Origin of the sequence: Terasakiella sp. SH-1 (genome assembly GCF_004564135.1) — a bacterium.
Lineage (GTDB): Bacteria > Pseudomonadota > Alphaproteobacteria > Rhodospirillales > Terasakiellaceae > Terasakiella.
On sequence record NZ_CP038255.1, the window covers coordinates 3,268,572 to 3,280,726 of the forward strand.

Genomic DNA, 12,155 nt, shown 5'->3' on the forward strand with positions numbered 1-12,155 from the left:
GTTATTTATCCCCTTTATAACCGAAACAATGTTCCGGTGCCGGGAAAGTGCGGGCACGCACTTCATCACGATAGCCTGCAACGGCTTCGGTAATCATTTCATCCATCTGGGCATAGCGTTTAACAAACTTTGGCTTGAATTCAGCAAACAGGCCGATCAAATCTTCTGTCACCAGAATCTGACCATCACATTCAGGCGACGCCCCAATGCCAATGGTGGGAATATCCACTTCCTTGGTAATGCGAACTCCCAATGGTTCCATCACCCCTTCCACCACAACGGCTGACGCCCCGGCCGCAGCCACGGCCTTGGCATCTTCAACAATACGTTCTGCGGCCTCATCCGTGCGCCCTTGTGATTTAAACCCGCCAAAGGCATGAACTGATTGCGGTGTCAGACCCACATGAGCCACCACCGGAATACCGCGCTTCACCAAAAATTCAATGGTATCGGCCATTTCAACGCCGCCTTCCAGCTTCACACCGGAACAACGGGTTTCTGCCATCACGCGTGAACAATTGCGAAAGGCTACTTCACGAGATTCTTCATATGACCCAAAAGGCATATCTACAATCACACAGGCTTTTTCAGACCCCCGCATGACGCCTTTACCATGGGCGATCATCATATCAACCGTCACCCCCAGCGTGCTGTCCATGCCATAAAGCACCATGCCCAGACTATCACCGACCAAAATAAAATCCACATGATCATCAATCAGGCGGGAAATAGAGGTGGTATAGGCGGTCAGGCAAACAATCGGATCTTTGCCTTTGCGTTGTACCAGATCGCTCAGCGTGATGCGTTTTGTATTGGTTGCTTTACTCATTGTTTTTTTCCTCTGGTGGCAAGGGCGCTTCATCATCATCAAACAAAATCCGCGATGCGTTGCCTTCCATATCGTCATATTGACCCGATTTCAAAGCCCATAAAAAGCCAGCCAGCCCAAGGCCGCCTAAAAACAGCATGGCCGGAATTAGATATAACAAGCTTTTCACGACAGTTTTCCTCTGCTTAATCGAAGGGCGTTCGCTATCACTACCAAAGAAGAGGTGGACATGGCAACCGCTGCAATCAAGGGCGTGACATATCCCGCCATCGCCAGTGGGATGGTAATGGCATTATAGGCAAAAGCGAGACCAAAATTCTGCTTCACCAGAATATCAGCCTTGCGCGCCACACCCAGGACTTCCAACACCGGGCGCAACTTATCCCCCTGAAAGACTGCATCAGCCGTTGTTTGCGACACATCAATAGCCGTTGAGGGGGATAAGGACACATGGGCTGCGGCCAATGCGGGCGCATCATTCAACCCATCGCCCACCATCAGGCTGTGATCCATCTTTTCAAGGGCGTCACATTTATCGCGTGGGCTACATCCAGCTTGCCAGTTTTCAATGGACAGATCATTGGCGACTTTTTGTGCCGGTTCCACACGGTCCCCAGACAGCAAATGAATGCCGTATCCACGGGATTTCAGTTTCTCAATCACATCTTTGGCATCACTGCGCAGATGATCAGCAAATTTCAAACATTTGGCCTCTTTGCCTTCAACCGCCAACCAAAGTTCAGGCCCTTCAGACAAAGGCGCATCCACATTGCCACACCAAGCCCGACTCCCCAAACGCACGCCATCTGCTTCCAGCCCACAGCCAGGTACTTCCTGAACAGAAGACCGAATAGCGATATGAGGAACGGCGCGACAAAGTGCGCGTGATAATGGGTGTTTACTTGCGCCTGCCAAAGAGGCCGCTAATTCCAACTCTTCTTGGGAAAATTCATCCTGGTTAATCAGTTCTGCACGGCCCAAGGTCAGGGTCCCGGTTTTATCAAACACCACATTGCTGACATGGGATAAGCGTTCAAGGGCCGTCCCGGTTTTCACCAAAATACCTTGGCGCATCAATCGGCCAGAGGCAATAACCTGTACCACCGGAACGGCCAAGGCCAAGGCACAAGGACAGGTGATAATCAGAACCGCAATGGCATTGAGCAGCGCTTCATTCCACACAATCCCACCGGGGATCAGCCAATAAAAGAAAGTCACCAGGGCCAGCACATGCACCACAGGCGCATAATAACGCGCCACACGATCCGCCAAAGCCACATAATTAGCCCGACCTGCTTCGGCCTCTTCCATCAAGCGGACGATTTCGGCCAAAAGTGTGCCTTCCCCTGTTGCCGTAACGCGAATCTTAATTGGGCCGGACAGGTTGGTCGTTCCGGCAAAGACCTGATCTTCGCACCTCACCATGACAGGGACAGACTCCCCGGAAATCAGGCTGGTATCAATATCGGACTGACCGTCAATGATCACCCCATCCACAGCAACCCGTTCCCCGGCCGCACAGAGAACCGTCATGTCCTCATGGACCTGATCCGGCGGTAACAGGGATTTGGTGCCATCCTCGTTAATCACCGTCACCGCAACGGCATTCAAACCCAACAGGTGTTCAGCCGCCCCACGCGCACGACCACGCGCACGACGATCCAGATACCGCCCAACCAGCAGGAAAAACAACAGGCTGATGGATGAATCAAAATAAGCATGTTCTGCGCCATTGATCACCTGAAACAGGCTCATACCCGCAGCCAGTAACACGGCCAGCGAAATCGGCACATCCATATTCAAACGGCCCAGACGCAGGGCTGTTAAGGCCGAACGGTAAAAGGGGCGACCCGAATAGGCCACCGCAGGCAAGGCCACAAGGGCAGAAAGCCAATGCATCAAATCACGTGTACTGTCCTGCATTCCTTGGGAATAACCCGCCCAGACCGACACACTGAATAACATCACATTGGCCGCCGCAAAACCTGCCACCGCCATCGCTTTTAAAAGCTCTCTTTCCCCTTTTTCATTTTCGGAATTCAGCAGACACGGGTCATAAGGCACCAGACGATAGCCCAGCCCGGTGATGATGGCGACCACCTGATTAGGATCAAGCCCCTCATTTTGCCATTTCAAGACAAGGCGACGTGTGGACATATTCACACGGGCTTGTTGCACACCATCTTGGCGACCCAAGGCGGTTTCAATCAACCAAACACAAGCCGCACAATGAATGCCTTCAACCATCAGATAAAGGGTGTTTGTGCCCCCATCTTCTTCAATAATGTGAGCGCGATAATCAATGACCGCGCCTTCTTCATCGGGGCGCAGGGCCTTGGCTTCCGGGTCAAGGACACGGCGATCATAATAGCTTTTCAGCCCCAACCCATTAATGAGTTCATAGGCACCGCGACAGCCCTTACAACAAAAGCCCTCCCCCCCATCGGAATGGGCCAAAATAGGATCACCACAATGCTGGCATGTTGCTGTCGTCATATCTCTACCTGAGCTGTCATCACACACCTGTTGTGTGATCGTCCCTTTATGCAGAGTTCTACATCAAAAGATAACCCCGCAACAAGTGCGGGGTGACAATCTTTTTTGCATATTTGTCGATGCGATTATTTAATCACAACACGTTCCACATGCTGATACTGACGCCCCATGCTTTCCACATGGATACGTGCATCCCATTGCCCCGGAACAGACAGAACCAACTCGCCACTGATTTGACCATCGGAAACCTGGTCAGCTGTTTCATCTACATCCAAACCTTCACTTGTCGGACGGACGAAAAAGACATGAGCCTTCAAGGCAGAAACGGGCTTCTGATCATGATCAAGGAAGCTGGCCTTATAGGCGACTTTGCGCTGAAGATCGACAGTTTCAAGCACATCTACATCCAGCTTCACCGTCCAACCCAGTGCTTTTTGCGCACGCGAGGCTTCGACGTTGCGGTCATACGCCAGACCTTTCAGATAATGGTCTTTGGTCTCCAAGCCTGTCCAGCTGTCAAAGGCAAAGAACATCATGATGCCGTTTACAGTGATGATCACGGCAAAAAAGGCGACGAAAATCCAGGGATACCACCACCCCGGTGCGCGTTGCTTACTCATTATTTATTAGGTCCACGGAATACTGTTGAATGACTGACAATTTCGCCAGTCTCCTTATCCTTGAGCACAAAGTCAATATCCGTTGACTTGCCATCCAATTTTCCAGGCCGTGCTTTCAAGAAAATCTTGAAAGCACCAATACGGTCTGCCTTGACGCCAAGGTCTAAAGACTTAAGGTCTTTTTTATCATGACCAATCATGGTCATGGTCACACCTTCCAGCCCAGCGACACTGAGTTCATATTGTTTGGCTGACGATTCCATATTCAGAATCTTATAGGTATAACCGTTGCGAATCGTCCCATCGGACAATGTGACAAACAGCGGCGCACGGTCACGGATGATGTTGACTTCCAAACGATCACGAAAAGACAGGCTGGTCAGGATAGCAGCCGCCACAAGCGACAAAATCACCGCATAATAAATGGTACGCGGGCGAATAATATGAACCTGTTTGCCCAAGCCCTGCTCACGCGCAATCATGTTTTTGTAACTGTCATAAGAAATCAGGTTACGCGGCAGCTTGAGATTATCCATCATGGTATTACAGGCGTCGATACACAGACCGCAGCCAATACATTCCATTTGGGACCCATCGCGAATATCAATCCCCATCGGGCAAGCCTGAACACACAGGCCGCAATCCACACAATGACCGCGATCTGGCGAATCCAGATTCTTCGCCCCCTTCATCCGGGGCTCGCCGCGCCACTCTTCATAAGTGACCAACAAGGATTCTTCATCGGTCATCACAGACTGGAAACGACCATAGGGGCACATATAGAAACACACCTGTTCACGGGCGAAACCCGCCATCAAATAGGTCATACCTGTCAGGATACCCAGCGTAATCAAAACCCAGCCGCCCAGCTCACCCGAAAAGAGTTCTGCTGTTACCGTCGGAGCATCGTTGAAATACCAGACAAAAGACAAAGCCATGAAGAAGGAAATCAGCAACCAGATCACATGTTTTGTCAGGCGCTTAACAATTTTGTTAAAAGAGATCGGTGCGTTATCAAGCTTGATACGCTTGTTGCGATCGCCTTCAACAAATTCTTCAACCTTCATGAACAGGTCGGTCCAGACGGTTTGGAAACAGGCAAAGCCACACCAGACCCGCCCGGCAATGGCCGAAGCCGCAAACAGACCAACAGCGGCCAAAATCAACAGGCCCGTCAGGTAATAAACTTCCTGCGGCCAAATTTCGATCCAGAAGATGTACGCACGGCGCCCCGGTAAATCAAACAGGACGGCCTGATCGGGTACACCCGGCCCACGGTCCCAGCGAACCCAGGCAAAACAGTGATACAACGCCAGAAAAAACCACAACAGACGCGTTTTCCACAAACGAAAAGGGCCTTTGAAAATGCGGGGATGAACTTTGATACGTTCTGCGTAAAGGGGGCCATCACCATTTTCATTTGGCTTGATGACACCGACTGCTTCAGTTTTCGCCATGGCTCTTACTCGATCTCAGGGTCAAAAAAGGTTGTGGTTTTGTATACTTCTTCCCACCGATTAGCAATTGATAACCGTCAATTTCACGAAATAAAGCCACCTGACTCAACTTCCTGAAAGCCATTCTGATCTCATTGCGAACCTATTGGTTTATCGGGCAAAGAAGAATATCAAGATATGCTAACGTAAATCTTTTGTAACTGCGATTTCGCAATTTTACAAACAGGTCAAAAAAAACGGCTGTCGGAACATTCCAACAGCCGTTTTTAATCGGATCAATCAAACGATTGTTCTTACTGACCGCCACCCAAAGAGTGAACGTAGATAGAAACCTGTTTGATTTCTGTATCTGACAGACGACCAACCCAAGCTGGCATTACACCATGCTGTGGTTTATTGATCTGTGCCAGAACGCCTTCACGACCAGCTTTGAAGAGCCAGATGCCGTCGTTCAAACGAGGCGCACCCAGGTCCATCATGCCAGCGCCGTCTTCAGCGTGACAAGAAGCACAGTTCTCTTCATACAAAGTCTGACCAGCGTCAGAACCACCCTGACCGCCAAGCTTCATTACGTAATCCGCAATTTGCTCAGCATCAGCAGCAGTGATTGTTTCGTCAGCAACCAGTGCCGGCATGTCAGAAACGCGTTCTTCATCATGACCGGAACGAATGCCGTATTGTACAGTTGTCTGGATCTCTTCCAGCGTACCGCCCCACAGCCAATCATCATCAGCCAGAACCGGGAAGTTTTTCGCACCAGAACCCGCAGAACCGTGACATGGCTGACAGTTGTCGGCGAAAATCACGCGACCACCTGCCATAGCGTAGTTCAACAGTTCAGAGTCTTTAGCAACTTCACCGATCTCTTTCCCTTCAAACTTGGTTGTCCAAGCTTCGCGGGATTTCGCAACAGCTGCCATTTCTTCAGCATGTGCGAGACGGTTTGTTGTACCGAATGCACCTTTGGCGTAATCGGTCAGTGTCGGCCAGGACGGGTAAACTACCCAGTAGCCGACTGCCCAAATGATACAAGCATAAAAAGTCAGCAGCCACCACTTTGGAAGCGGTGTATCCAGCTCTTTAATGCCGTCCCATTCATGGCCTGTGGTATTTGTGCCCGTTACTGGGTCCTTTTCCACGTTTGCCATCTTAATCTCCTTAATCATCGTCCTGTAAGGGGATCTGAGAAGCTTCGTCGAACTTCTTCTGATTCTTCGGCCGAAGCGCGAAGAAAATGATCCCCACGAACAGGAACATCAGCCACACGACCCATAACTGTCGTGCGAGTGAGACTATGTCGTCCAAGCTCACGCTTGCACCCTATCGAGCCATTTCGCCTTCAGGCTTGTACGTCGTGAAATCCACGAGTGTACCAAGCATCTGAAGATAGGCGACAATTGCATCCAGCTCAGTGATTTTAGACGGATCACCGTCGAAATCACCCAGAACGGCTTTCGGATAACGAGCTTGCAGCTCTTCCGTATCGCCTTCACCTTCGTCACCCATTGCCTGAGTGATGAAGTCTTCTGCAGCTTTCGCGATTTGCTCATCGGTATACGGATCACCCGCAGCACGCAGTGCTTTCAGGTGTGCCCCGGCATCACGGAACGTCAGTTCTTTTTCAGCCAGGAAACCGTACATCGGCATAACAGACTCAGGCACAACGTCTTGCGGACGAATTAAGTGCGCAACATGCCATGCGTTAGAGTATTTGCCACCGACACGTGCCAGGTCAGGACCTGTACGCTTAGAGCCCCATTGGAACGGGTGGTCGTACATGGATTCTGCAGCCAGGCTGTAGTGACCGTAACGCTCAACCTCGTCACGGAACGGACGAATTTGTTGAGAGTGACAAGTATAGCAACCTTCACGGATGTAGATATTACGACCGGCCAACTCCAAAGGAGAGTAAGGACGGATACCGTCTACTTTCTCGATTGTTGAATCGATAGTGTAGAGCGGTACGATTTGAACCAGACCACCAACAGAAATGGTGATCACGATAGCGATCGCCAAGAGGATCGTATTCTTCTCGAAAATTTCGTGTTTCATAACGGATCCTCTTACTCAGCTGCCGCGCCTTGGGGTGCAGCGAAGTCTTCTTCTGTACGAACGTTGCCACTGATTGTCTGGATAAAGTTCCAAACCATGATCAGAGCACCAAGTACAAAGAGAACACCACCACATGCACGGATGACATAGTACGGATGCATCGCTTCAACAGACTCGATGAAGGAGTACTGCAGGAAGCCAAGATCGTCGTATGCACGCCACATCAGACCTTGCATGATACCGGAGATCCACATCGCAGTGATGTAGAGAACGATACCGATCGTTGCAATCCAGAAGTGGTAAGTTACCAGACGCAGAGAGTACAGACGCTCACGGTTCCACAGTTTCGGTACCAGATAGTACAACGCACCGAAGGAAACGAAAGCAACCCAACCCAACGCACCAGAGTGTACGTGACCGACAGTCCAGTCAGTGTAGTGAGACAGACCGTTAACCGCCTTGATAGACATTGCCGGACCTTCGAAAGTAGACATACCGTAGAAGGCAACAGCTGCGATCAAGAAACGCAGTACAGGGTCAGTACGCAGTTTGTCCCAAGCACCAGACAATGTCATCAGACCGTTGATCATACCACCCCAGGACGGCATCCACAGCATAATGGAGAATGTCATACCCAGCGTTTGAGTCCAATCCGGCAGTGACGTGTAGTGCAAGTGGTGCGGACCAGCCCAGATATACAAGAATACCAGCGCCCAGAAGTGGATAATCGACAGACGGTAAGAATATACCGGACGATTAGCCTGCTTCGGGATGAAGTAGTACATCAGACCCAAGAAACCCGCAGTCAGGAAGAAACCTACTGCGTTGTGACCGTACCACCACTGAGTCATCGCATCTTGAACACCGGAAGCCCAGATGTAGGACTTAACGAAGCTCTCACCACCGAAGAGAATAACCGGCAGTGTGATGTTGTTACCCAGGTGCAGAACTGCAACTGTAATAATAAATGCAAAGTAGAACCAGTTTGCCACATAAATGTGGGAAACACGGCGGGTCATCAATGTGCCTGTGAAGGCAACCAGATACGCAACCCATACTACTGTAAGAAGAAGGTCAGCATACCATTCTGGTTCTGCGTACTCTTTGCCCTGGGTAACACCCAAAACATAGCCCAGAGCCGCAATCACGATGAATGCTTGATAACCCCAAAAAATGAAATCTGCCAGCAATTTGCCGCCAAAAAGCGGCGCGCGGCAGGTGCGCTGCACAACGTAAAAAGACGTTGCAAACATAATAGAACCACCGAAGGCAAAGATTACTGCCGACGTATGGACCGGACGTACACGACCGAAAGTCGTCCATTCCAGACCGAGGTTCAGCGCCGGAAACGCTAATTGAAAAGCGATGAAAGTCCCGACGATAAAGCCGATTACACCCCAGAAAGTGGCTGCGAGTACAAACTTACGTACGACGTCCTCGTTATAGGCCACTTCGGATGCACTAGCTGTGGTCGCTTGGTTCATGCCGAACTCCTGTTCTTCCCGAAAATCGAACGCATCAAAGCCATAAGCCAAAGATGCTTGAAACACCCCCCAGTGTTTCGACCTTTGTGCAAATGACCTCTTTGCATTCCGCTTCCAAACCCCATGCTTTCAACAAAAAAACACAAGTTGGAAGGCTTTGAAATATAGCGGCGAATATATGGAGCGCTTTGATATAAGTCAAATACAGTTTCCAAGTAACCACCAGTTTAAATTGATTTTAAACTAGGCAGTAATGTAAAAGTTAAATACTCATATTCCCCAACATTATTATGTTGATCCATTTCAGAGTCACAAAATCATACTTTAGTTTTGATTCAAAAACTTTAGACCATTATATTTTTTTCAAGAACAAAAGGTATCACCACTTATTACTTTAGCTTTACTTTATTCTATTTAAAATAATAATATTTTTATGGGTTTTCGCTTTACATACACAGTTATTATTGAACATAAAATCAACACTATAGCTGATCATAAGCCTATTTCTCTTGTTTTTATCTTTGTTTCAGCCCATTCTTAAAAGAGCTTTAACACCATTACTTGTCTGATCCACACAATGTCTTTATTGCGCCTGCCTCGCCCCACTTATTCTCTTATCTTATCAATCGTTTGCCTGTTTCTGCTTAGCGCCTGTGGTTCTGCCCCACAAACAGACCCTTCTGCCAGCCCGGAAAGTGCGTCCGGGCGCATGGTTAAACCCCTTGTAAAGTCCCAAAAAGCCATGATTGCCGTGGCTAATCCACTGGCGGCTCAAGCAGGGTATAAAATCCTTCGTGCCGGGGGAACTGCAATAGATGCCGCAATTACAGCGCAAATGGTGTTAAACCTAACAGAACCTCAATCCTCAGGAATCGGTGGGGGTGGCTTTTTGTTGGTATATGATCCCCAAACAAAAAACATCATCACCTTTGATGGACGTGAAAGCGCTCCTAAAAAAGTCACACCGAATCTGTTTATCAGGCCCGATGGTAAAAAAATGGGCTTTTTTGAAGCTGCTGTTGGCGGACGCGCTGTGGGAATCCCCGGTTTGTTACACATGCTGGATCAGGCCCATCGTGAATATGGCCGTCTGGACTGGTCCCTTTTATTTGATGATGCCATTCAACTTGCAGACCAAGGATTCCCGATTTCCCCACGCCTTCACCATCTTTTATCCCAAGACCGTTTCCTGAAACAGGACCCGACAGCCAAAGCCTATTTTTATGACAAAAAGGGCCATCCCCACCCGGTTGGTCATTCTTTAAAGAATCCAGATTTTCTCAACACACTGCGTCAAATCCAGATGGGGGGAGCGGCCTCTTTCTATCTGGGGCAAATTGCCGATCAAATTGTCGATAAAGTCCAAAATCATCCCACAAACCCCGGCTTGCTCAGCCATGATGACATGATGGAATATCGCGCCATTAAACGCGACCCTGTCTGCCTTAATCATGCCCTATATAAAGTGTGTGGCATGGCCCCACCAAGTTCCGGGGGGATAAGCGTCCTGCAAATTTTGGGGCTGATGGCTCAATATGACCAAAATAACGACCCAAAGCCAACCATTGAGCGCGACCACCTGTTTTTAGAAGCCTCAAAACTCGCGTTTGCTGATCGCAATCATTTTATTGCAGACCCGGATTTCATCACGGTCCCCACAGAAAAACTGCTCGCCCCCAACTATCTCATCGGCCGGCAAACCTTGATTTTAGATAACCAAGCCCTGAAAACACCCGTTGAACCCGGTGGCCCACGCCTCTATAGCGCAAACGGTGATGAACATGGCCTGTCCACCACCCATCTCAGTGTTGTAGATCAGGATGGTATGGTGGTTTCCATGACCACCAGCATTGAAAATGCCTTTGGGTCACGTCAGATGGTTGGCGGCTTCTTGCTCAATAACCAACTGACCGACTTTTCATTTCTGGCACAAAAAAATGGGCTTAAGGTTGCCAATCGCGTCGAACCCGGTAAACGCCCGCGCAGTTCCATGGCTCCAACCATTGTATTGGACCAAAAACAAAACAGCCCTGTTCTCGCCATTGGCTCACCGGGTGGGTCACGCATCATTGGCTATGTCGCCCAAAGCCTGATCTCAATTCTTGATCATAAAATGCCACTGGATCAGGCCCTTTCCCAAGGCCATATCAGCAACCGTAATGGTAGCACAGAACTGGAAAAAGACACTGAGGCCACAGAGCTTGCCGATAAACTACGCGCCCTTGGTCATGAGATCAAATTCAAAGATATGACCAGCGGCCTACATGCCATCCAAATTCTCCCAAACGGTAGCCTCATTGGTGCCGCTGATCCGCGCCGCGAAGGAGTTGTGATGGGGTATTAGGGCGTAAACTCATAAAAAGGCCCCCAAATCAGACACCTACGTCCAACTTGGGGGCCTTTTTGTGCCCATTGGGGGCCTTTTTGTGCCCATATGCACCCTCATACCCTTCTTATACCCAGACTCATATGAGGGTCATTTCTTCAATTTCAAGCTTTTGTCAGCTTAATAATTTCATCAACACACGCCTGCGCCCCATCCGCAATCTGGGCGATATTGGCATCCAGCATATAACAAGGTGTAGTCACGACTTTGGCCGCTGCATCCACCGTAATCTCCCCATGACTGGTCGTGGTATGGGTGCAACCCAGCGTTTCAATCGCCCCAGCTGTCCCTTCATCCTGACCGATGGTTACATTGATATCCCCAAACACCTTAGCCAACACGGCCGGGGAAATACACAATGCCCCAATCGGTTTGGCCGCATCCCGTGTCGATTTCAGTGCAGCTTCCACATCCCCATTGACCTGACAATCCGGGCCATCAAAGGCAAAACTGGACAAATTTTTAGCCGCCCCAAAGCCGCCGGGCAAGATCAGCGCATCGAAATCAGACGCTTGATAGTCCGCCAAAGGTTTAATATCCCCACGGGCAATCCGTGAAGATTCCACCAAAACATTGCGGGTTTCATCCATTTCATCGCCCGTCATATGGTTAATGACATGATGCTGGTCCACATCTGGTGCAAAACATTGATAGCTTGCGCCTGCGCGTTGGATTGCCAACAACGTCAAAACAGATTCATGGATTTCCGCCCCGTCAAAGACACCGCAACCGGACAGAACAACCGCAATTTTCGTCATTTTAAAATCTCCCTGATAGATATTTTACAAGGAGTATAATCAGAAAGAAGACGCGCTGTCATTCCCAACTTAA

The 12,155-nt window shown here is 49.5% G+C and carries 11 protein-coding genes; 1 reads left to right on the forward strand and 10 read right to left on the reverse strand.

Going from position 1 to position 12,155, the window contains the following annotated elements; translation table 11 throughout:
- Position 1 precedes the first annotated feature (1 nt).
- From panB to ccoN, 9 genes are all read right to left on the reverse strand, one after another.
- Positions 2 to 829: a 3-methyl-2-oxobutanoate hydroxymethyltransferase gene (panB, locus tag E4K71_RS15360; RefSeq protein ID WP_135081136.1), complete on the reverse strand. Its 828-nt coding sequence runs from the start codon at positions 827 to 829 to the stop codon at positions 2 to 4.
- The gene (ccoS, locus tag E4K71_RS15365) at positions 822 to 998 is read right to left on the reverse strand and encodes a cbb3-type cytochrome oxidase assembly protein CcoS (protein WP_135081138.1); all 177 of its coding nucleotides are present in this window, start codon (positions 996 to 998) and stop codon (positions 822 to 824) included. Before ccoS ends, panB begins: the two co-directional genes overlap by 8 nt.
- Positions 995 to 3,325, reverse strand: coding sequence for a heavy metal translocating P-type ATPase metal-binding domain-containing protein (locus E4K71_RS15370; RefSeq protein WP_135081140.1), 2,331 nt, complete (start codon positions 3,323 to 3,325; stop codon positions 995 to 997). The genes ccoS and E4K71_RS15370 overlap by 4 nt, the downstream gene beginning before the upstream one ends.
- Before the next feature lie 125 nt (positions 3,326 to 3,450).
- A complete protein-coding gene (locus tag E4K71_RS15375; RefSeq protein WP_135081142.1) occupies positions 3,451 to 3,945 on the reverse strand; it encodes a FixH family protein in 495 nt (164 codons plus the stop codon).
- Positions 3,945 to 5,402: a cytochrome c oxidase accessory protein CcoG gene (ccoG, locus tag E4K71_RS15380; protein ID WP_135081144.1), complete on the reverse strand. Its 1,458-nt coding sequence runs from the start codon at positions 5,400 to 5,402 to the stop codon at positions 3,945 to 3,947. The genes E4K71_RS15375 and ccoG overlap by 1 nt, the downstream gene beginning before the upstream one ends.
- Before the next feature lie 293 nt (positions 5,403 to 5,695).
- Positions 5,696 to 6,550, reverse strand: a complete 855-nt coding sequence (gene ccoP, locus E4K71_RS15385) for a cytochrome-c oxidase, cbb3-type subunit III (protein ID WP_135081146.1) — start codon at positions 6,548 to 6,550, stop codon at positions 5,696 to 5,698.
- A 10-nt stretch (positions 6,551 to 6,560) separates the two neighbouring features.
- Positions 6,561 to 6,659, reverse strand: coding sequence for a cbb3-type cytochrome c oxidase subunit 3 (locus tag E4K71_RS15390; protein ID WP_135082098.1), 99 nt, complete (start codon positions 6,657 to 6,659; stop codon positions 6,561 to 6,563).
- 63 nt (positions 6,660 to 6,722) lie between these two features.
- Positions 6,723 to 7,454 carry a cytochrome-c oxidase, cbb3-type subunit II gene (gene ccoO, locus E4K71_RS15395; protein WP_135081148.1) on the reverse strand — a complete coding sequence of 244 codons (732 nt, stop codon included), beginning with the start codon at positions 7,452 to 7,454 and terminating at the stop codon, positions 6,723 to 6,725.
- An 11-nt stretch (positions 7,455 to 7,465) separates the two neighbouring features.
- A complete protein-coding gene (ccoN, locus tag E4K71_RS15400; RefSeq protein WP_135082099.1) occupies positions 7,466 to 8,938 on the reverse strand; it encodes a cytochrome-c oxidase, cbb3-type subunit I in 1,473 nt (490 codons plus the stop codon).
- 577 nt (positions 8,939 to 9,515) lie between these two features.
- Here ccoN and ggt point away from each other — a divergent pair.
- A complete protein-coding gene (gene ggt / locus E4K71_RS15405) occupies positions 9,516 to 11,282 on the forward strand; it encodes a gamma-glutamyltransferase (protein WP_135081150.1) in 1,767 nt (588 codons plus the stop codon).
- A gap of 146 nt (positions 11,283 to 11,428) precedes the next feature.
- Here the strand turns inward: ggt and elbB are convergent, their stop codons facing one another.
- Positions 11,429 to 12,082 (reverse strand): isoprenoid biosynthesis glyoxalase ElbB, encoded by a 654-nt coding sequence (gene elbB, locus E4K71_RS15410; protein WP_135081152.1) that lies wholly within the window; start codon positions 12,080 to 12,082, stop codon positions 11,429 to 11,431.
- Between the last annotated feature and the right edge of the window lie 73 nt (positions 12,083 to 12,155).

What these genes read in the sequence shown, in the direction of transcription:
- panB (WP_135081136.1), bottom strand. Translation starts at nt 829, where the DNA reads ATGAGTAAAGCAACCAATACAAAACGCATCACGCTGAGCGATCTGGTA.
- E4K71_RS15370 (WP_135081140.1), bottom strand. Translation starts at nt 3,325, where the DNA reads ATGACGACAGCAACATGCCAGCATTGTGGTGATCCTATTTTGGCCCAT.
- E4K71_RS15375 (WP_135081142.1), bottom strand. Translation starts at nt 3,945, where the DNA reads ATGAGTAAGCAACGCGCACCGGGGTGGTGGTATCCCTGGATTTTCGTC.
- ccoG (WP_135081144.1), bottom strand. Translation starts at nt 5,402, where the DNA reads ATGGCGAAAACTGAAGCAGTCGGTGTCATCAAGCCAAATGAAAATGGT.
- ccoP (WP_135081146.1), bottom strand. Translation starts at nt 6,550, where the DNA reads ATGGCAAACGTGGAAAAGGACCCAGTAACGGGCACAAATACCACAGGC.
- E4K71_RS15390 (WP_135082098.1), bottom strand. Translation starts at nt 6,659, where the DNA reads ATGTTCCTGTTCGTGGGGATCATTTTCTTCGCGCTTCGGCCGAAGAAT.
- ccoO (WP_135081148.1), bottom strand. Translation starts at nt 7,454, where the DNA reads ATGAAACACGAAATTTTCGAGAAGAATACGATCCTCTTGGCGATCGCT.
- ccoN (WP_135082099.1), bottom strand. Translation starts at nt 8,938, where the DNA reads ATGAACCAAGCGACCACAGCTAGTGCATCCGAAGTGGCCTATAACGAG.
- ggt (WP_135081150.1), top strand. Translation starts at nt 9,516, where the DNA reads ATGTCTTTATTGCGCCTGCCTCGCCCCACTTATTCTCTTATCTTATCA.
- elbB (WP_135081152.1), bottom strand. Translation starts at nt 12,082, where the DNA reads ATGACGAAAATTGCGGTTGTTCTGTCCGGTTGCGGTGTCTTTGACGGG.